The organism is Sphingobacterium sp. FBM7-1, from assembly GCF_020687765.1.
Taxonomy (GTDB): domain Bacteria; phylum Bacteroidota; class Bacteroidia; order Sphingobacteriales; family Sphingobacteriaceae; genus Sphingobacterium.
The window spans coordinates 164,393-186,469 of sequence record NZ_JAJEWJ010000002.1; the positions used below are offsets into that span (position 1 = coordinate 164,393).

The 22,077-nt window shown below is 44.8% G+C and carries 11 protein-coding genes and 1 pseudogene; 11 read left to right on the plus strand and 1 reads right to left on the minus strand.

The genetic code is table 11. The features are described from left to right. Window positions 1-24: 24 nt before the first annotated feature. The 4 genes from LKO28_RS05310 (at window position 25) to LKO28_RS05325 (ending at window position 6,686) form a co-directional block, all read left to right on the plus strand. Entirely contained in the window at window positions 25-3,237 is a 3,213-nt protein-coding gene (locus LKO28_RS05310) for a SusC/RagA family TonB-linked outer membrane protein (RefSeq protein ID WP_227693667.1), read from the plus strand. Between the two features lie 22 nt (window positions 3,238-3,259). Next, entirely contained in the window at window positions 3,260-5,170 is a 1,911-nt protein-coding gene (locus LKO28_RS05315; protein ID WP_227693668.1) for a RagB/SusD family nutrient uptake outer membrane protein, read from the plus strand. Between the two features lie 30 nt (window positions 5,171-5,200). After that, a complete protein-coding gene (locus tag LKO28_RS05320) occupies window positions 5,201-6,175 on the plus strand; it encodes a hypothetical protein (protein WP_227693669.1) in 975 nt (324 codons plus the stop codon). Window positions 6,176-6,236: 61 nt separating this feature from the next. Continuing rightward, window positions 6,237-6,686 (plus strand): hypothetical protein, encoded by a 450-nt coding sequence (locus LKO28_RS05325; RefSeq protein ID WP_227693670.1) that lies wholly within the window; start codon window positions 6,237-6,239, stop codon window positions 6,684-6,686. A gap of 134 nt (window positions 6,687-6,820) precedes the next feature. Here the strand turns inward: LKO28_RS05325 and LKO28_RS05330 are convergent. Beyond that, window positions 6,821-7,171 (minus strand): annotated as a pseudogene (locus tag LKO28_RS05330) (transposase); the annotation flags it as partial. A gap of 85 nt (window positions 7,172-7,256) precedes the next feature. On the opposite strand from LKO28_RS05330, the gene LKO28_RS05335 reads away from it, so the two are divergent. From LKO28_RS05335 to LKO28_RS05365, 7 genes are all read left to right on the plus strand, one after another. Further along, window positions 7,257-8,822 carry a polysaccharide lyase gene (locus LKO28_RS05335; protein WP_227693671.1) on the plus strand — a complete coding sequence of 522 codons (1,566 nt, stop codon included), beginning with the start codon at window positions 7,257-7,259 and terminating at the stop codon, window positions 8,820-8,822. A 299-nt stretch (window positions 8,823-9,121) separates the two neighbouring features. After that, window positions 9,122-12,250: a DUF6298 domain-containing protein gene (locus LKO28_RS05340; protein WP_227693672.1), complete on the plus strand. Its 3,129-nt coding sequence runs from the start codon at window positions 9,122-9,124 to the stop codon at window positions 12,248-12,250. A 1-nt stretch (window position 12,251) separates the two neighbouring features. Then, entirely contained in the window at window positions 12,252-13,670 is a 1,419-nt protein-coding gene (locus LKO28_RS05345; protein WP_227693673.1) for a glycoside hydrolase family 140 protein, read from the plus strand. Window position 13,671: 1 nt separating this feature from the next. Further along, window positions 13,672-14,595: a glycoside hydrolase family 43 protein gene (locus LKO28_RS05350; RefSeq protein WP_227693674.1), complete on the plus strand. Its 924-nt coding sequence runs from the start codon at window positions 13,672-13,674 to the stop codon at window positions 14,593-14,595. A 93-nt stretch (window positions 14,596-14,688) separates the two neighbouring features. Then, complete coding sequence (locus LKO28_RS05355) at window positions 14,689-16,512, plus strand: exo-alpha-sialidase (protein WP_227693675.1); 1,824 nt, start codon at window positions 14,689-14,691, stop codon at window positions 16,510-16,512. A gap of 21 nt (window positions 16,513-16,533) precedes the next feature. Then, window positions 16,534-19,314, plus strand: a complete 2,781-nt coding sequence (locus tag LKO28_RS05360; protein WP_227693676.1) for a glycoside hydrolase family 2 protein — start codon at window positions 16,534-16,536, stop codon at window positions 19,312-19,314. A 12-nt stretch (window positions 19,315-19,326) separates the two neighbouring features. After that, the gene (locus LKO28_RS05365) at window positions 19,327-22,071 is read left to right on the plus strand and encodes an alpha-L-rhamnosidase (RefSeq protein ID WP_227693677.1); all 2,745 of its coding nucleotides are present in this window, start codon (window positions 19,327-19,329) and stop codon (window positions 22,069-22,071) included. Window positions 22,072-22,077: the final 6 nt, after the last annotated feature.

Below are 22,077 nucleotides of genomic sequence, written 5' to 3' on the forward strand. Positions count from 1 at the left end.
ATGAATAAACTTAAAATAAGATATATGAAGAATAGAGCAGATATACCGTCGAGTTTTCTACGGGGAACTCGAAATGTGCTGCTGGCCTGTTTGCTTGCCACTCCAGGAATACGTGTGGGAGCAATGGAAAGGGGGATCCCAGAGCTGACGAACATAGAGAAACTGGTCAATATAACGGGTAAAGTAGTGGATCAAGAAGGGAACCCGGTGGTTGGGGCTACGGTGCTGGTGAAGGGAACAAAATCAGGTGTAACAACTGATGAAACTGGAACATTTCGGATTAACCTTCCGGAGAGAAATACAACCATCGTAGTAACCTATATTGGCTATGACGTATACGAAGTAGATGTCGCCGGGATGACAAGTATTACGATAGAGCTGAAACCCAGCGACGCTATAGAAGAAGTCATTGTAACAGGATACGGTACGCAGAAGCGTTCCGAAATTGTGGGATCCGTGGCGACGATAACAGGAGAGGAGCTGATGGATATTCCGGCACCAAATATTGCCGGTGCTTTGCGCAACCAGATTGCCGGGGTAGGGGTAAGTGAAGCTTCGGGCCGGCCCGGTGCACGAATTTCCTTGAATATCCGGGGAGCCTCTACCAGTCAGCAGGCGGCAAACATTGGATCGACATCCGAACCGCTTTATATTGTGGATGGAATCACGGTGTCTAGCGATGTGTTCGACGCGCTAGATCCATCCATGGTAGACAATATTACCTTCCTAAAAGATGCTTCGGCAGCCATTTACGGTGCAGCTGGTGCAAAAGGTGTAGTGCTCGTAACGACTAAGCGAGGGAAACAAGGGAAGCCCAGTATTTCCTACAACGGCTACGTCGGTATCAACGATGCGGCCAGACATCCGGATTTCCTTTCGGCGTATGAGTTAGCAGAATTTTTGAACGAAAGTTATTTCGTAGGCAATGCGCCGGCGAGCAGGATGTTTTCGGATGAAGACCTCGCTTACATTAGGGGCTTGGACGTAGATAGCTGGTACGACCAACTTTGGAAACCGGCGGTTATGCAGCGTCATAACCTAAGTATATCCGGCGGAGGCGAACGAACGACTTTCTTTGTAGGGGGGAGTTTTCAGAATCAGAATGCCAATTATGCTGGAATGAAAAATGATAAGTACTCCTTGAGAAGTGGCCTGTCGACCACCATTGTAGACGGTCTGAAAGCCGATATTGCCTTTAACGTTAATCATAATATACGGGAAAGCCAAAATCAACTGGGTAATGAAACGGACGCCGATTTTTATTCAAGGATGATATCGACTCCAGATTGGGTGCCTATGTATATTGACGGCCTTCCGGTAAATATCGCCGGTAGAGGAAGTAATCCGCTGGCTATTCTCAATTCCGGATATATGGAAACCCGGAAGTCACAGGATTATAGCATTAATGCCAGTTTAACTTGGGAGCCTTCTTTTCTGAAGGGTTTTAATGCGAAATTTCAGGTATCGCAACGCGGAGGGAATTCTAGCGGAGAACAATATACCGCGCCTTATCAACTGTGGAACTTCGTCAGGATGGGGAATAATGATCAATTGTTTTCGAGTTCACTGGAGGCCGGCAGTACGCCTTACACCTGGGTAATCCCGGCATCCAGCGCTAACTTAAGTTCGACCTTATCCAACAATGGCGGGTATCAAGGCTTTGTTACGCTATCCTATAACAATACCTTCGCCGATCACACTTTAGGTGTCATTGTGGGGGGAGAACAAACGGTATCGAACAATGAACTCTTAGGTGTGCGTTGGGATAACCAGGAGGTTCTCGATAATATGGATTTTTGGGCATTTGATCCGACTTTACTGCAATTGAGTGGGCGTTCTATAGGAAAAACCACCAAACGATCTGGCTTTGGGCGCTTAAGTTATGATTATCAGAAGAAATATATTCTACAGGTGGTAGCACGCTTGGATGCCTCGTCCAATTTTGCTACAGGCAATCGTTGGGGCTGGTCCCCAAGTGTAGGGGCAGGCTGGAACATCAGTGAGGAAAACTTCTTTAAAGATAATATTTCCTTTGTGAACCACCTTAAACTGAAAGTAAATTGGGGAATTACCGGTGACGACCGGGTGGGCGAACGTCTTTGGCAAGATCGTTATCTTGTAGATCTAAATAACGGTTATATGTTTGGCAATGATAACTACGGTGTTGGCTTAAACCCTAAATCTTATCCGAATTTGAATATTACTTGGGAGAAAAGACGCTCTTTTAACTTTGGAATAGAATCCACCATGTGGAACAATAAACTGAACATCGGCATGGAGTTCTTCCAGAACAAAACTTTTGATGGTTTTGACAAAGGTACAGATCAAACCAATCCGCTGTATTCCGGTATCATTGCCCCCCCTGTCAATTATCGGGAAGCTTATAACTGGGGCTCGGAATTCTCTATAGGCTACAATACCAAAGTAGCCGACCACTGGAGTATCAATGCGGGAATGAACTTCGGTTGGGGGAATTCGATCGTCACCAAAATGCTTTATAATGAAAACAACTTTATCGAAACAGATCGCGCAAGTGGAAATTGGCTGGGAACAAGCTTCGGGGTTGATCCTCGTCGATACACGAACGCGAATATTGGCTTCCGTACGCAGGGTATGTTCCGTACCCAGGAACAGCTGGATGCTTTCTTAGCAGAGAATCCAAACTATACGATTGACGGCAACGTACCACAAGTGGGCTGGATGATCTATGAGGATACCAATGGCGACGGCGTTGTTAATTTTAATGATAATGTCGTGTTATTCGATCGCGTTACCCCAAGGTTTTCTACGGGAATAAATCTCGGGTTAGGTTATAAAAACTTCAGTTTCAGAACCAATATTATGGCGCGTTTCGGCGGGAAGGTCTTTGTTGATAGCCGGGCTCGATCAAAGCCAGAGCCGGATACCAATGTACCCGCGTTTTGGCATGATCGCTGGACGCCCGATGATCCGATGAATGGGAAATACCCGAGGGCGGATGACCCCTTGATCAACGACAATGCCGATATCTGGGCGCTAGGTGGAACAACCATACGGGTGAACAACATGACATTAAGTTACTCCATTCCGTCGAACCTTGCCCGCCGAATAGGCTTAGGTAGTGGGCGTATCCTTTTGACAGGTAATAACTTATGGACCTTGGTGAACCCGTTTAGTTATAAGGATCCATACTCGTCCGGAGTGTATAATTACCCGACGGTACGGACAATTTCTGTAGGTTTAAGTGCTAGTTTATAAGATTTAATTAAGATAAGTAGACATGAAGAAGAATATATATATTAGGATAAGAAAAGGGCTGTTAGTGGCTCTGTCTTCAGCCGTCTTGTTTTCCTGCAATAACGATGATTTCTTTATCTTGCCGGATAGAGGAGGGATGAGTAGTGAACTCCTATGGAATTCCGAAGGTGCCGTGAACATGCACCTAAACAAAGCTTATGAGTTGATAATTCCTCGATTTCCTTGGCAGACGGTACCTTCCCGTTTCGATATACACTTGGTTAGCGACGAACATTTTTTTGCTTCCAATGGATCGTATGGCGCCCAAGCGATGGGAATTGCTGGCAATGCGTTGATTAATCATGATGTGCGATATGTAGGAAATAGTTATAATCAAAACTATTTGGACAATCGATACATGGATATTGCTCGTTGTAATAATGCGATTAAATATTTACCGGAAAGTATGATTCCGGATGAGACTAAATACCCGATGTTAGGACAGTATTATGCTTTGCGGGCGATGGTGTACCTTGAATTGGTGAAAGTATACGGAGGTGTACCGCTGGTGCTGGAACCTCAGGACCCTGATGCGGTCATGACCGACGGCCGTTCCAGTGCAAGACTCTGTTTCGCACAAATCGTGGATGACCTGAATCATGCCATGCAGTACCTCGAAGGCGTAACATGGAGTGGCGAAGATTGGGGACGGATTACCTATGCCGCAGCTGCGGCATTAAAAGGAAAAGCCCTATTGTATTGGGCAAGTCCACAGTTCAATCCGTTAGACGATCCGGCACATCCTTATGATATTTCGCGTTGGAACGAAGCGTTGGCTGCAAACCGAGAGGCTTATGACATTGGTTTATCCGTCGGTAAACGCCTTGTTGACGATTATGCGGAGATATTTCGTATTCAAGGGGCCGCCAATACAGAAACCTTGATCTCCCGACCTTATTCCAGTACGCGTCAACGTCGAGGACATGATGAAGAAAGGAGAGTGCGTCCGCGTTCTGAGAACCAGAATTCCGGATCACATAGCGGATACCGTGCAACTGTAAAACTGCTTCGTGCATACCCGATGAAAGATGGCAATAGAATTGACGAAACAGGAAATTATGCTTACGACGATGTGTTGTTCTGGAAGGATAGAGATCCGCGTTTTGAAGCAACAATGGCCTATAATGGCAGTGTGTGGGAGCTTAGTGGCAAGACAGGGCGTCGACAATGGAATTACGAAGGTGCATCTAACAATGGTCGTGCGGAAAGTGGAAACTGGGCAGTTTACTGTAAAAAGTTTAGTACACCCGGCTTAGCGGAGGCGGCTGTTCCCTATACCGATGGACGGGGCGGAAGCGGTATGGACTGGATCGAGATGCGTTTTGCAGAGGTTATGTTGAACCTAGCAGATTGTGCCAATGAAACTGGTGATATGGCTACGGCTAAAGATATGGTACGTCAAATTCGCCAACGAGCCGGTATTGAGCAGGGAAGTAATGATTATGGTTTGGGAAATATTGCCGGTATTGAGCAAATGCGGAATTTATTACTTAACGAACGTATGGTGGAATTTTCCTTTGAAAATAAACGCACTTCTGATTTGCGCCGTACTCGAAACTGGCATAAGCTAACCGGGGAGTTCCTGGAAGTTTATCAAGTTTTAGTCGCGGGTGAAACTGGCGCCGACCGAACCGCAAAGATTAACGAGCTTGAGGCAATTGACCCGGATACAGGACAACCATTTCGCGACGGATTGGATTTGAATGACCGAAATGTGTATTTGGAATATTTCCAACCGCATTACATTGTCCCGCAGGGAAATGGATTTCGTGCGATGAATATACCCGAGTATCATAATTTTTACACATTCCACAATGACTTTGTCCGTAGAGGAGTGAACATCGAAACGACTATTGGCTGGGAAGGTGGAACTTTTGATCCCCTAGATGATTAAGAGGACGTTGATAATTGATTTAAATAATAAATGATGAAGAAGATAAATATTAGAAGAATCCTTCCTTTTTTTTGCATATTACTGGTCTTTAGTGCCTGTAAAGTGGAATCAGAAAGCATATTTAACATGTTTGATGTGGAGGTTACCTTTCACAATAACAGTCAATATGCTATTGTGGAAGACGCGGTTGTCAATGACGGGGATAGTGTGCATATTTACTATACGGTTCATTCGCCTAATGAAGATATGATGTCGGTGGTGGTGGATAGCACCAACGGTACCGGAACTTATTCACAGCGAGAGATTCCAGTGACCGAGGCCGAACGCCGTTCCTATTCGGGAGTAGTGAAGTTTAAGATGCGGCGTGATGGAAAAATGACTTTCCGCTTTTATGCTAAGAATGAAGAAAATGTGTATATAGGAGACGGGTATACCTCCATTACGGTGGAAGGCGCGCCGAGCTATACGCTTTTCGCGGACAGAAGGTTGTATGCACCGCGCGTTAATGCGGATTTGGACAATCCTTCTCCCAGTTTTATATCGCTGAGTACCGGACAGACATATACGTACGATGAAGCAGTTGCTGTTTCCGATCAGATAGATTTCGGCATTGATACGCAATACGATAGCCGAGCTAATTATTCTACGTTTTTGGTGTATAATTTGTACGCACTTACGGTAGATGAGTATCCTGTCGAATTTTATGATGTTTCCAATTGGACGAAACGTGAAACGAAATTTAGTGCGCCTATAACGGCTTCGAATGCCTATACTACGTTTACCCGTACATTGGTGTCGTCAAGTAGGATTGAGGAACAGGCCTTAAATCAAACTATTAACCGAGAGCAAACTGACGGGGTAGAATACACGCAAGGTCTTGCTGCAGCAAATATGATATATTTCCAAACGCCCGAAGGAAAATATGGGGCAATGTATGTTAACCAAGCTACAAGAGATCAGCAAGGTCGATATTACGTGAGTGTCGATGTAAAGATTCAGAAGTAGGTGGTTATTAATAGCGGTAGTAAACGTAAATAATTAATCCATAAATTTAAATCTTGTTATAATGAAAAGATCAACATTATTTTTGACAATTGCGATGATCTTTGTTGCATTGTCATTTACTGTAAAAGCCAAAGCACAGAGTGACCCCAATGGCGTTCGAGTGTTTTTGACCTACGAATCTTACTGGGGATATTACTTTGTGGGATTTGACGTTGAATTGTTTAACAAGGATATTTATGAAAACTATCATTTTCAAACCCTAAGTCCTCAAGCAAATGATCCGAATACATACAGTTTAGGTAGGGTGCCACCTGGTAATTACTACATTGCGATACGTTTAATGCCGTCCAATTTAATACCTCACTATGGTTTAAATTTTAATTGGTGGGCAGATGACCAGTCCGGTAGTAATGTTAATCTTAATTCTCCATACTCTACGGTATTGACAGAACATATTGTCATAGATGATGTCAATGACCCAGCTTTGCATATTTATTTGGAGGATTATTAGAATATAGACGATTAGGTCTCAGGCGGCCGGTCGTATATCAATGTGTACGTAAAGATTCAGAAGTAGATAATTATTTATAACTTATTATTTCATGAAGGTGTCAAAATGGTCTGTCCCCAAAAGTTTGGACAAATTTAGTTATTAGATTTGTAATAATGAGCTCGATATTCAGTCGGGCTCATTTCATTTAAATTTAGTTTTATTCGTTTTCTGTTGTAGTAGGAGATATAGTCTTTTATATCACTTTTTAACTGTTCAGTTGATTCATATTCTTTTAGATAGAAGAGCTCTGACTTTAATGTGCCGAAGAAATTTTCAAGCACGGCGTTATCCAGGCAATTTCCTTTCCTGGACATGCTTTGGGTGATTCCATTTTCTCTAAGCAAGTGTTGATATCTCCTCATTTGGTACTGCCATCCCTGATCTGAATGTAAAACTAACGATGAGGATACTTTTATTAGGGGCAGTGCCGGAGACAAAATCTTACAAGAGCCGGAGAATATACTACAAGTATGCTTCGGCTCTTTTGGCTAAATTTGTTTTAGTTGAACCGATAAATAATACGATACGATGATGACCAATAGAACACGATCAAGTAACTTGATAAAAAAAAGTACGTTGTTTATGGCGCTTTTGGCTACGGCAACGAGCCTTCATGCCCAACAAAGCACTCCCGAACGCGGCCAAATTCCGCCGCATCCACCGCGCTTACCCGAAGCCGTAATTCCCGCATTTCCAGGCGCGTGGGGCGGAGGAATGTTTACGACTGGAGGTCGGGGCGGTAAAGTGATTGCCGTGACGAACTTAAACGACAGTGGCGAGGGAAGCCTCCGTGCGGCATTGGAAGCAAAAGGCCCGCGTATTGTCGTGTTTCGCGTAGCCGGTACGATCGATGTGGAAGGCGATTTAAATATTAACCACCCCGATGTCACGATCGCGGGGCAATCCGCTCCGGGCGATGGTATCTGTATTGCCGGAACCTTAAATATCAATACACATAATGTTATCGTGCGGCATCTGCGGGTGCGCCGAGGTGTTCCGGTAGGAGGACAGGGCGACGATAATATCGGCGGTAATCCACATCATCATATTATTATCGATCATTGCTCTACAAGTTGGGGGATGGATGAGAATATTTCTTTATATCGTCATATGCGACCGTCACACGATGGCAGTACGCAAATAAAAGATCCTGCTCGTAATATCACTATACAATGGACGATTTCCAGCGAAGCATTGGATGCCAGAGGGCATGCTTTTGGGGGAACTTGGGGGGGAGATCCATCTACATTCCATCACAATCTCTTTGCGAGTAACACGGCACGAAACCCTTCTATTGGGATGTCGGGTCCGTTCGATTTTAGAAACAACGTGGTCTTCAACTGGCGTCACCGTTCGGTAGATGGTGGTGATGAAACATCACAAGTTAACTTCATCAATAATTATTTCAAACCGGGACCGGCAACGAACGAAAATATGCGCGATGTATTTGCACGTATCGAACAACGTAGCATGTACTCACCGGGAAATGCATGGGCAGCTGGCGATTGGTATGAAAAAGAAGTGAACCGACCCGGGAAATGGTATGTTGCCGGGAACGTTATGCACGATAACGCCGAAGTAACAAATAACAATTGGGAGGGTATGCGCATCAAAAAAACCGAGGGATCTATCATCCCCGAAGGGAGCGACCCTAGCGATTATGCACGCTCGCATACACCATTTGTCGGTTGGCCGGTTGCTCCACACCACACCGCCGAAGAAGCTTTTGAAGCGGTGCTGGCAAAAGCGGGCGCTACCTTGCCTAAACGAGATGCGGTCGATAAAAGGGTGGTAGAGATGGTGCGTAGCGGAAAAACCACGACGCCCACAGGTATCATCAAGGAAATTGCTGAAGTAGGTGGATATCCAGAATTAACCTACAATCCGGCTGAGGTCCCGGTGGATACGGATGGCGATGGTATGCCCGACGAGTGGGAAAAAAAATATGGTTTGAATCCGAATGATCCTACCGATGGGGCTAAGGATGCGGACGGCGATGGGTATACTAACGTCGAAGAGTATTTAAACGGGACGAATCCAACCGAAAAAATTGATTATCGGAATCTGGGTAACAACGTAGATACGATCAGTTAATTGTATCATCTTATGAGGTGTCCAAGCGAGCGCATGACTCTTGATATGAGTTGTGCGCTCTCTTTGTTTAGTCTGTTGTCGATTTGGTCACCCATTGTCGTTTGAGTCGTAAAGTGTGATTTGCCGTCCTCCGACAAAATAATACAATAGCTAGAGAAAATACTACAAACATAGCTATACCCGAATAGCTATGTTTGTATATTATAGATATAGACTAAGATACATCTACTTGCTGTTTTGGATAATTCATATAACTGCTTAGTTTCGAGCTTAGTTTGTCTCTTTTAAACGTTTGACGAGTGAATAATATAAGTACATATGCGCATTTAATTCGGAAGATATCTCCATTGGTGTGTTTCTTCCTATGCTTGAGCTATTTTGTAGGATATGCGCAAGAGGTATCAAAGCCTTTAGTTTGGAAAGATGGAAAGTTGGTTTACCAAAGCGATTCGTTAGGCAATCGTATCCCTGATTTTTCATACGCAGGTTACGCAGGTGGCAACAAGGCGATTCCAGAAGCGGTCGTGAAAATTGTGGTGCCTATTAGATCTGGCGATGCAACTGCACGTATCCAGGCAGCCATAGATTATGTTTCTAGATTACCGATGGACAAACAAGGGCTGCGAGGAGCTGTACTTTTACAGGCTGGTCAATATTTAATCGAGGGATCGTTGAAATTACATACTTCTGGAGTTGTGTTGCGGGGAAGTGGATTTACCGGACAGGGAACTGTATTGGTAGGGACAGGAACGACTCGGGAAACGCTGATTCGTGTCGCCGGGGTGCAGAATATGGTGCGCGAAGAACAGCGCAATGTAAAGGACGAATATGTGCCCGTAAATGCGAAAACGTTTCATTTGGATAAGGTAGAGGGTTTGCAGGTTGGCGATCGCATTCAGATTACGCGGCCTTCGACCGACGCGTGGATTAAGGTTTTGCAAGCGGAGGATTTTGGAGGCGAAATGTCGTTCTTAGGTTGGAAGCCGGGGTTCTGGAATAGCGCTTGGGATCGGGAGATCGTCCGTTTAGATGGGAATTTAGTGGAGGTAGATGCACCTATCACGACGGCATTAGATCAGCGTTATGGTGGAGCGACGGTCGAAAAATATACTTGGGACGGACGAATCGAACAGGTAGGCGTGGAAAACATACAGCTGGAATCGACCTATGACGTGCGTAACCCCAAGGATGAGGATCATCGTTGGATGGCCATCACAATCGGCAATGCGCAGCATGTATGGGTTCGTCGGATGCAGTTTAAGCATTTCGCCGGCTCGGCTGTATATGCCCAGGAAACGGCGAGTAAATTGACGGTGGAAGATTGTATATCCCGAGCTCCGGTGTCTGAAATTGGTGGCCAGCGTCGCTACACATTTTACACGCGCGGTCAACAAACGTTGTTTCAAAGGCTATATGCGGAAAATGGTTATCACGATTTTGCGGTTGGGTTTACCGCTGCGGGGCCGAATGCTTTCGTACAATGCCAAGCAGTAGAGCCGTATAGCTTTAGCGGCACGATCGATAGCTGGGCTTCTGGTGTGTTGTTTGATGTGGTGGATATCGATGGGCAGGCGCTGCGTTTCGGTAACCGCGGGCAAGACGGGAAGGGTGCCGGATGGACGGCTGCAAACAGTGTATTCTGGCAATCGACCGCAGCGTTGATAGAAAATGTACAGCCACCTACAGCACAAAATTGGGGATTTGGCCTTTGGGCGCAATTCCAAGGACACGCCTACTGGACAGAATCAAATAGCCATATCAATCCGAGAAGTTTATATTATGCGCAGCTTAAGGAGCGGATTGGGGATGAAGCGGATAAGAGACGCATTTTGTTGGAAATCGGTACGGAGGCATCCAGTAGTCCGTCGATAGCGGTAGCACAGGAACTCACTGAAATAGCAAAAGATCCAGCGCCTCAACTAAAAGACTTAATCGCTAATGCTTCCGAACGTAATCCTTTGCCCATTGATGTACAAAGTGCAAAGGTGTTAGCGGATAAGGACGTTCCACAGCAGCCGACACCACTGCGTATTGCGGAAATGGTGGTTTCAAACGGTTGGCTGGTCCGTGGTAAAGAAGTATTGACGGGCCGAAAAATGGATGTACAGTGGTGGAATGGGAATATAAGACCTCGTGGGCTAAAAGATGCTAAGCCCCATATCACGCGCTATGTGCCGGGTGAAATCGGAACTGGCTTAACCGATGATCTACAAGAGGTAACAGATAATATGGTCGACCGAAATGTGTTGAGCATAGATCACAATTACGGCCTTTGGTATGATAGACGTCGTGATGATCATGAACGTATCCGCCGTATGGACGGGGATGTATGGCCGCCGTTTTACGAACTGCCTTTTGCCAGAAGCGGACAGGGGCTTGCTTACGATGGCTTGTCGAAATATGATTTAACAAAATACAATCTTTTTTACTGGGATCGCCTTAAACAATTTGCAGATTTGGCAGACCAAAAGGGATTGGTGTTGCTGCATCAAAATTATTTCCAGCACAATATTCTAGAAGCAGGCGCGCATTATACCGATTCTCCATGGCGTACGGCAAACAATATCAACGATGTAGGCTTCCCGGAACCTGTGCCGTATGCGGGCGATAAGCGAATTTTTATGGCGGAACAGTTTTATGATGTTTCTCATCCGGTGCGACGTGAATTGCACCGAGCTTATATTCGTCAATGTTTAGATAATTTCAAGGGAAACACCGGCGTTATCCAGTTGATCAGTGCAGAGTATACCGGTCCTTTGCATTTCGTAGAGTTTTGGATCGATGTGATCAAAGAATGGAAAACAGAAACCGGTCTTCAACCAATTATTGGGCTTAGCACAACAAAAGATGTGCAAGATGCTATCTTAGCGGACGCTGAACGCGCGAAAGAAATCCAAGTTATCGATATCCGATATTGGTATTATCAAAAAAATGGTGAAGCATATGCACCCGAAGGAGGGAAAAATCTAGCTCCGCGTCAACATGCTCGCCAACTAAAATCAACAGGAACTTCGGCAGAACAGGTTTACCGCGCCGTGTCGGAATACCGCACGAAATTTCCAGATAAAGCAGTGGTTTATCACAGTACGAGTTATCCTGAATATGCGTGGGCCGCATTCATGGCTGGCGGATCGATGGCTAATATTCCAAAAGTGGCCCATTCCGGCTTTACCAAAGATGCTTCTGGTATGCGGGCGAAGAGTGGGGGAGAGATGTGGCTTTTGGAAGGAAAAGAATCGGCTATTATTTATAGCCCCTATAACACAGTGTCTGCGGTAGACATTCCTGCTTGGAAAGGAAACTATAAAGCGTATCATATCGATACCAAGACAGGAGAAATTCTTGGCTCAGAACGTGTGAAAACCGGACAACGTGTTACTTTAAAGAAATATAAAAAACCAGCGGTGGTCTGGATAACTAATAAATAATATGATATCTATTTGCAAAAAACTGTTACCATTAGCATTTGCAGGAGCACTTTTTTCCTGTAATTCCACTACACCAGAGGAGGGAAGAGATTCTTCTCAGATGAGTGCGCTAAGCGTATCTGAAAACGGACGATATTTAATGACCGAAGATGGCAGACCTTTTTTTTGGCTCGGCGATACGGGTTGGTTATTATTTAACAAACTAGATCGCGAAGAAGCCGATCATTATCTGGAAGACCGGCGTCAGAAAGGATTCAACGTGGTGCAGGCGATGGTTTTACATACGGTGCCTTCGGTGAATGTGTATGGTGACTCTTCTATTATAAATAAAGATATCTCTCGTCCTTGGGTGACGGAAGGAAATAATCCAGAAGTTGCGGAAGAATACGATTACTGGGATCATATTGATTATATGATTGACAAAGCGGCTGAAAAGGGGTTATATATGGCTTTGGTGCCGGTTTGGGGTACGAATGTTAAAGAGGGGAAAGTTTCTGTTGAACAGACGACGAAATACGCAACGTTTTTAGCAGAGCGTTGGAAAGATAGATCCAATATCATTTGGTTAAATGGAGGAGATATCCCGGGATCAGATTCTACAGCAGTATGGTTGGAGATGGGGAAAACGATCAAAGCCATTGATAAAAACCACTTGATGACCTACCACCCCCGCGGCAGAACAGCTTCTTCCGATTGGTTCCACAACGAACCTTGGTTGGATTTTAATATGGTGCAGTCCGGACATAGAAGATACGATCAGGACACATCGAGCAATGAAAAGAAACACTACGGTGAAGACAACTGGAAGTTTATGGAGGTGGATTGGGCATTAAATCCGGTAAAGCCGTCTATCGACGGTGAACCGTCCTACGAAGGTATTCCACAAGGACTGCACGATGTTGAAGAGCCACGCTGGCTGGATCATGATGTACGCCGTTATGGATATTGGTCCGTGTTCGCGGGTGCTTTTGGATATACCTACGGACAGAATTCGGTGATGCAGATGCATTCAGCAACGGATTCTACCACGGCTTATGGATCGTCCGAACTCTGGACAGAAGGACTCAATGCACCTGGAGCCGGACAAATGCAATACTTGAAAAAACTTATTTTATCGAGAGACGGCTATTTCGATCGCGTACCAGATCAAAGCTTAATCGCTGAAAACGGCGAAAAATATAACCGTTTGCTGGCAACCCGGACTGATGATTATGCGTTTATCTACAACTACAACGGTAGGGAGATGAAAATCAATATGGGGAAAATTAAGGGAGATAAGGTAAAAGCATCTTGGTATGATCCGCGTACGGGCGAATCGACTGTAATTGGAGAAGTGGCAAATACAGGTGTGCAGACATTCAAACCAGAAGGTGGGGAACGAGATGGGAATGACTGGGTACTGATTTTAGACAGCTTGTAAAATGACGAAAGGAAGATTAAATATTTTAGTTGTTGTGTTAATAGCATCCCTCTTGGCATCTTGCCAAAGGGATGTTTATATGTACACCTCTTTTAGAGAGCCTGCCGACGGCGGATTACAGTATCTCTACAGCGAAGATGGTTATTCCTGGACGGCGATCGATGGCATTTTTCTGAAGCCGGAACTAGGCGAGCAAAAAATTATGCGGGATCCTTCGATGGTGCGCGGTAAAGATGGCGTATACCATTTGGTGTGGACCATTGGTTGGCAAGGAAACGAGGGAATTGGCTATGCTTCTTCGAAAGACCTGATAAATTGGGAGAATAAGAAAATCGTTCCGGTCATGGCGCATGAGGAAACGACGGTAAATATCTGGGCGCCGGAGTTGTTCTATGATGAGGATGAAGACCGCTATATCATTATCTGGGCGTCTACCATTCCCGAACGCTTCCCGCGAGGAGAAGAGGAAGAACGCAACAACCATCGGATGTATTACACCAGCACAAAAGATTTTGAGACGTTTACCGAAACAAAATTATTCTCAGATCCTGGTTTCAGCATCATCGATGCGGTGATCGTAAAAAAAGATAAGAACGATTATGTATTGGTACTGAAAGATAATACGCGTCCCAACCGAAATCTGAAAGTGGCTTTCGCGGATAATCCATTAGGACCGTACGAAAACGTATCAGTACCCTATAGCGGATTTAAAACAGAGGGGCCTTCGGTCGTGAAACTCGATGGGGAATGGCTTATTTATTTTGATTCGTATGGCACGATGAGTTATGAAGCGGTATCGACCACGGATTTCAAAACGTTCAAAAACGCTAATCATAAAATTTCGGTTCCGCAAGGACATAAACACGGTACGATTTTCAAAGCTTCGAAAAAGGATTTGGAGCGATTGTTAGCGCGTGATGAGTAATAAGTGACGAGTAAAGCGTAAAAAAAATAAGCATGAAACCGATCCCGATATTATCGGGAGAGTGCTCATCGACAAATAAAATAGGATAATTAAATGAAATCAACAATATTAGGTATCGCCCTGTTATGTACGGCACAGTATGTGACGGCACAAGACACGATGACCTACGTGGGAAAGACCTTATCCAACGTGGATTATCACCATGGACAATTGAAACCTGCTGTGGGTACTCATAATATACAGACCTTTCGGGCAAACAGGGCTTTTCCGGAACGCGCCGGCGGCTTAAACTTTACCTATAATCATCAGCCGTTTCTCGCATATTGGAACGATACCTATTATCTACAATTTTTAAGTAATCCGGTGGGCGAGCACATCGCCGAAGGGATTACCTCCCTACAAACGTCGAAGGACGGTTACACCTGGTCAGATCCGGCGGAGCTGTTTCCGCCTTATCTGGTACCCGAAGGCTTTACGAAACCTGGCCGTTCCGACAAAGCAGGGAAAGATCTGTACGCTATTATGCACCAGCGTATGGGCTTTTATACCGCTAAAAACGGGAAACTCTTAACCATTGGATATTACGGCGTAGCGCTGGATGCAAAAGATAGTCCGAACGATGGGTATGGTGTTGGGCGCGTTGTGCGGGAAATTAAAAAGGACGGTTCTTTCGGACCGATTTATTTTATCCGCTTTAATGCTTCATTTGATCAGAAAAAAGCGAAATACCCCTTATACACGAAAAGTAAAGATAAGGCATTTGTAGAAGCCTGTAACGAGTTAATGAAACAGCCTTTGCAAATGATGCAGTGGGTAGAAGAGGCGGATCGGAATGATCCTTTAATCCCTTATAACCGTCCGTTAAAAGCATTTGCTTATTATACATTAGATAATGGAAATGTGGTCGGTATGTGGAAACACGCATTGACTTCTGTCAGTAAAGATCAGGGTAAAACTTGGGCATACGAGCCGTTGCGGGCGCCGGGTTTTGTCAATAGTAACGCTAAAATTTGGGGACAACGTACAGCGGATAATCGCTTTGCTACGGTTTACAATCCCTCAGAGTTTCGTTGGCCTTTAGCAGTTTCCACCAGTGATGACGGTTTGACATATACCGATTTACTGCTGATCCATGGGGAGATTACGACGATGCGTTACGGCGGAAACTATAAATCGTATGGTCCGCAGTACCCTAGAGGAATCCAGGAAGGCAATGGTGTGACCCCTGATAAAAATATGTGGGTTACCTATAGTGTCAACAAGGAGGACATGTGGGTGTCAAAAGTGCCTGTACCCGTTACGGGGACAGTTGAAGGCAATGTAAACGATGATTTCGCACAAAATGGGGTAGAGGTATTCCAACATTGGAATATCTATAGTCCGCTTTGGGCACCGGTAAAATTGGACAACAATGCCTTGTTGCTTAAAGATAAAGATCCATTTGATCATGCGAAGGCAGAACGGGTGATTCCTTCTTCTACGAGAGTAAAGGTGGCTTTCACGGTGACTCCGAAACAAACGGATCATGGTCGTTTGGAGATTGAATTGGTCAACGATCTTGGGCAAGCAGCTGCACGTCTCGTTTTTGACGAAGAAGGGCAGATCTCGAATAAAGCCGGCTACCGGATGGCGGGAGTGCAAGGCTACGAAGCAGGGAAAACGTATGATATCGTATTGACTGCAGATGTACGCACACGTTCCTATACGATCCAAATTAATGGTGCAGATAAAGGAACACGGTTGTTTTTTCAACCTGTGCACGAAATTAGTCGCGTGACGTTCCGTACAGGGGAAACGCGTCGCTACCCAGATGCGGATACGCCGACGGATCAGCATTTTGATGTGAAAGATGCCGATGGAATTGGGGAAGAAGCTGCATATGCAATCTCCACGTTTCAGGCAGAAAAATTGAATTAAAGATTAACCGAAAAAATGGATATGAAGCATAGTTTTAAATGCGTATGGATGTTGTGTTTGTGGTTGATAGGATTACCGTTATCCTATGCACAAACCACACAAACACAGTATTTATCTGGAAAAGGTAAAGATGATGGCGTGTTGTGGGATTTCTTCGTTACCGATGGAATGAATTCCGGAAAATGGTCTCAAATACCTGTTCCTTCGAATTGGGAAATGTATGGGTTTGGGAAATACAATTACGGGTTTAACAAAGAAGAGAATAAAGGCAAAGAAAAAGGCTTATATAAATATACGTTTACCGTAGACAAAGCTTGGAAAGGTCAAGTAGTTAATCTGGTCTTTGAAGGGGTTATGACCGATGCGGAAGTGAAAGTCAACGGAAAATCGGCTGGAGAAATTCACCAAGGGTCGTTTTACGTTTTTAAATACGATATATCCAAGCTGCTTAATTATAAGGGAGACAATACGCTGGAAGTTACGGTAGCTAAGCACTCGGCGAACAAATCGGTCAATGAGGCTGAGCGAGAGGCGGACTACTGGATTTTCGGAGGTATTTACCGTCCCGTTTACTTAGAGGCGTTACCGCAAAGCCATATAGATCGTGTATCGATCGATGCGAAAGCTGACGGAAAGTTTCGTAGTATAATACAGCAAAGTGGTGGTGCGGATGAAATTCACGTGCAGATAAAGGACGCGAAGGGTCAGCCGTATGGGGAAGTCCTGTCCGCACGCTTTCAGAACGATGTAGCGGAGGTGAACGGACAGTTCGCGGATCCGGCGTTATGGTCGTCGGAATTTCCTAATCTCTATCAGGCTCACATTACGCTACTGAAGAAGGGAAAGGCATTGCATAAGAAAATGCAGAGGTTTGGCTTCAGAACGGTTGAAGTACGGGAACGCGACGGGGTTTATATCAACGGAGCCAAAATAAAGTTCAAAGGTGTCAATAGGCATTCTTTCCATCCCGAATCCGGTCGTACGACGAGTAAAGACATCAGCATTCACGATGTGAAGCTGATGAAAGAAATGAATATGAATGCCGTGCGGATGGCGCATTATCCGCCTGATAACCATTTTCTAGAAGTTTGTGATTCCTTGGGCTTGTATGTAATGAATGAATTGGGGGGATGGCACGGATATTATGATACACCTACAGGCACAAAACTCTTGAAGGAGATGATGGTCGTATCGGAAAATCATCCTTCCATTATTTTTTGGGCAAATGGAAATGAGGGTGGACATAACCCCGAACTAGACAGTATATTTTTTGCTTACGACATTCAAAAACGTCCGTTAATTTATCCCTGGGCAGTATATGGTGGTTTCGAAACGACGCATTATAGGGAATTTAACTATGGTATAGGAACCTATGACCATGGTCGTAATATTGTGATGCCTACAGAGTTCTTACATGGGATGTGGGATGGAGGTCATGGAGCAGGTATTGAAGATTACTGGAAAGCAATGTGGGCGAATCCCTTGTCAGCCGGGGGATTTCTTTGGGATTTCCAAGATCAGGGATTAGTCCGGACGGATAAAAATAATATTATTGATACCGACGGTAATCACGGTGCAGATGGCATCGTTGGGCCTTATTACGAGAAGGAAGGTAGTTTCTATACGATTAAGGAAGTATGGAGCCCCATATTTTTTGAAAGAAGGGAAATGACCCCAGGCTTCGATGGAGCGTTTAATATCGAAAATCGCTATTCATTCACCAACACAAACCAATGTTCATTTAGCTATGAATTGAGAAGATTGGGCCAGTACGGAGAGGATAAAGGCAGTCACAACGGCACAATTGCCGCGCCTGATATTGAACCGTATCACCGTGGGGTCCTAAAGCTCGATTTCCCAGCAGATTGGCAGGAATATGATGTGCTTTACATAACTGCTAAGGATGTTAACGGCTTGGAAATCTTTACCTGGAGTTTCCCCATCAGTCGTCCAAATCAAATTGCGGAACTTTTAAAAGAGAAGTCGGGTTCGCGTATCGCGCTGGATGAAACAGCTTCCCACTTCGTCGTCACCGCAAATGGTGTTACCGTACGCTTTAATAAAGAAAATGGCTTGTTGGAAGAGGTTAAGAATGCCAAAGGCGTCATTCCTTTTCATAACGGTCCTACCATACAAGAGGCGGTAACGAATTTCAAAAATTTCACGGTGAAGCAGGAAGATGACAAAGTCGTTATTGCTTCTACATTCGATCGAAAAGAAAGCTATAACACGTTGACGTGGGAAGTCTATCCTTCGGGGCAGGTAAAAATGCATGTGCAATATTTCCCAGAAGCATACTTCACGAAGTTTGTAGGCGTCAATTTTTCATTTCCGGAAGAGAAGATAAAAGGGGTGGAGTACATGGGTATGGGGCCATACCGGGTATGGAAAAACCGAATGAAGGGAAATCAGTTTGGTGTGTGGAAGAAAGACTACAATGATGCAGCTACCGGCGAGATTCCATTCGAATATCCGGAGTTTAAGGGCTATCACAGTAATATGTATTGGACGAAGTTTATTACCGACGAGCAGTCATTTTTGGTGTTTACTGATCGAGAAGATGTATTCTTACGTTTGTTTACGCCGAGAGAACAAAAGGATACCGACTGGAAAAACATGGAGCCTACCTTTCCGAACGGTGATATCTCGTTCATGAACGGAATTTCCGCGATCGGTACGAAGACGCAGAAGCCGGAAACGACGGGACCCATGGGTATGAAACATGTTTATTACGATTTTGAGAAGGAGCCTTTGCGTGCACTGCATATGGTCTTGTATTTTGATTTTTCTGTTCAACAATAAAAATTGGTCATTATGAGGAGGGCTGGAAAGAGGATAATCGGTTTGCTTGTTTGGTGCTGCTTAAGCTTTGTAGCTTTTGCGCAACCAAACGTAGATATGTTGCGATGTGAGTTGCTCACTAATCCACTAGGGATTGATAAAACCAATCCGCGATTAGGTTGGCAGATACAGGCCGACGAGCGCAACGTTGTACAGACGGCTTATCATGTACTCGTGGCATCTTCAGCCGAGAAGCTTGCCCAAAATATCGGTGATCTTTGGGATTCGGGTAAGCGAATTTCTGATAATTCGATTGCGGTCTTCTACGATGGGAAAGCTTTAAAAAGTGACACCGAGGTTTACTGGAAAGTAAAAGTTTATACCAATAAGGGGGAATCGGATTGGTCCGCTCCTGCTTCTTGGCGGGTAGGATTGTTGTACTACAAGGACTGGAACCGGCGATGGATCGGCCTTGACGGATACTTCGACAGCGACAATAAAGAAGCGGGTTATCTCAGCGCTCGCTATTTCCGGAAGGAGATTTCGTTGTCGAAGAAGGTAAAACAGGCAACGGCCTATATCATGGGATTGGGGTTGTATGAGTTGTATATCGACGGTGAAAAAGTAGGCGATCAAGTATTGGCGCCAGGCTTAACAGACTACACCAAAAATGTAAAATACAACGTGTTTGATATTACGGAGTTGCTGAACGGCAATCAACATGCTTTAGGCGTGATACTTGGGAACGGACGCTACTATGCTGTGCGGCAAGAAAAGCCCTATAAGGTGAAGCATTTCGGGTTTCCGAAGATGCAGATGCAGATTCGGATCACTTATGCAGATGGAAGCCGCCAAACTATTCATACGGATGATACCTGGAAGGGTACCACCGAAGGCCCGATTATTTCCAACAATGAATATGATGGAGAGGTATATGACGCAAGAAAGGAATTGTCCGGTTGGGCGACCGTCGGCTATAACGATGCTGCGTGGATGAAGGCAGCATATGTTCAAGAACCGGGAGGGGAGTACGAGGCGCAGATTAATAGCAATATGAAGGTCATGCAGGATCTACAACCGGTTTCAATTACCCCGCGGGGAAACGGTAAGTACATTATTGACTATGGCCAAAATTTTTCAGGTTGGATCAAAATGCGTGTGCAAGGAAAAGAAGGCACGAAAGTGACCTTGCGATTTGCGGAATCGCTCAACGAGGATGGATCGCTTTTTCGAGATAACTTACGTGCGGCGATGGCCACGGATACGTATATCTTGAAAGGTGGTATGGTGGAGGAATGGGAACCACGGTTTACTTATCACGGTTTTCGATACGTAGAAGTGGATGGATATCCGGATGAGGCGGTAAACGATAATTTTATTGGACGCTTAGTTTACGATGATATGGAGACTATTGGATCATTTAGTTCCTCCAATGCGTTATTGAATCAGATATACCAAAATGCTTGGTGGGGAATTGCATCCAACTACAAAGGGATTCCAGTCGATTGTCCGCAGCGAAATGAAAGACAAGCTTGGTTGGGCGATCGGCCGGTGAGTGCTTATGGAGAAAGTTTTTTGTTCGATAATACAAACTTCTATATCAAGTGGTTAGAAGATATTCGATTATCTCAAAAAGAAGATGGTGCTATTCCGGATGTAGCCCCGGCATTCTGGCGGTATTACAGCGATAATATGACCTGGCCGGGTACTTATCTAATGGTTGCGGATATGTTATATCAGCAGACGGGTGACCGTCGGGTTTTGGAAGACCACTATCCTGCGATGAAGCGGTGGATGTATTATATGCAGGCGCAATATATGAATGAGGAAGGCATTATTACGAAGGATAGTTATGGAGATTGGTGTGCCCCGCCAGTAACGATTGAAGCGGGACGCGGCAAGAGTGCTGATAAAAAATATCCGAGTCCACTTATTTCTTCGGCCTACTATTATTACCTGTTGAACGTGATGGCTAATTTTTCGGATGTAGTAAACAATGGTCAAGATCGTGCTGCATTCGAGAAAGCTGCGGAACAGCTTAAAAAAGATTTTAATAAGCGGTTTTACCACGCGGATGGGTATTACGGTGATAATACCATGACGGAAAATATCTTGGCGATGTATTTTGGTTTGGTGGAAGAGGTAAATAAAGAAAAGCTGGCTGATCGGATTGTGACCATTATCGAAATTGAAAATAACGGACATCTAAGTACAGGTGTGGTCGGAACGCAGTGGGTAATGCGAACCTTGACCGAAATGGGACGTACGGATTTGGCGTACAAGTTGGCGACAAATACGAGCTATCCTTCGTGGGGATATATGTTGGAAAACGGTGCGACCACTATCTGGGAGCTTTGGAACGGAAATACCGCACATCCACGTATGAACTCACAGAACCACGTGATGATGCTAGGTGACCTGTTGGTTTGGTTTTATGAAAACCTGGCGGGTATCAAATCCAAAGAAAGCGGCTTCCAAACGATCGTCATGAAGCCAGAAATGATTAAAGGATTAAACGTAGTGGATGCGAGCTATCACAGTTTATTCGGTGATATAAAATCTAGCTGGACAAAGAGCGAATCTACCTTTACCTGGGCAGTTTCTGTTCCAGCGAATGCAAAAGCAGAGGTATATCTGCCCGCAAAAAATGTATCATCCATTACGGAAGGAAATAGAAAGTTAGAAGACAATAGTGATATTGAGGTGCTATCAGAAGAAGGAGGGAGAGTGCGAGTAGCAATCGGATCGGGTAGCTATCAATTCAAAACTAAATTATAAATACTT

Excerpts from the sequence above, each read along its gene's own strand:
- LKO28_RS05315 (WP_227693668.1), top strand. The coding sequence starts at position 3,260 with ATGAAGAAGAATATATATATTAGGATAAGAAAAGGGCTGTTAGTGGCT.
- LKO28_RS05335 (WP_227693671.1), top strand. The coding sequence starts at position 7,257 with ATGATGACCAATAGAACACGATCAAGTAACTTGATAAAAAAAAGTACG.
- LKO28_RS05350 (WP_227693674.1), top strand. The coding sequence starts at position 13,672 with ATGACGAAAGGAAGATTAAATATTTTAGTTGTTGTGTTAATAGCATCC.
- LKO28_RS05320 (WP_227693669.1), top strand. The coding sequence starts at position 5,201 with ATGATGAAGAAGATAAATATTAGAAGAATCCTTCCTTTTTTTTGCATA.
- LKO28_RS05360 (WP_227693676.1), top strand. The coding sequence starts at position 16,534 with ATGAAGCATAGTTTTAAATGCGTATGGATGTTGTGTTTGTGGTTGATA.
- LKO28_RS05365 (WP_227693677.1), top strand. The coding sequence starts at position 19,327 with ATGAGGAGGGCTGGAAAGAGGATAATCGGTTTGCTTGTTTGGTGCTGC.
- LKO28_RS05310 (WP_227693667.1), top strand. The coding sequence starts at position 25 with ATGAAGAATAGAGCAGATATACCGTCGAGTTTTCTACGGGGAACTCGA.
- LKO28_RS05345 (WP_227693673.1), top strand. The coding sequence starts at position 12,252 with ATGATATCTATTTGCAAAAAACTGTTACCATTAGCATTTGCAGGAGCA.
- LKO28_RS05325 (WP_227693670.1), top strand. The coding sequence starts at position 6,237 with ATGAAAAGATCAACATTATTTTTGACAATTGCGATGATCTTTGTTGCA.
- LKO28_RS05355 (WP_227693675.1), top strand. The coding sequence starts at position 14,689 with ATGAAATCAACAATATTAGGTATCGCCCTGTTATGTACGGCACAGTAT.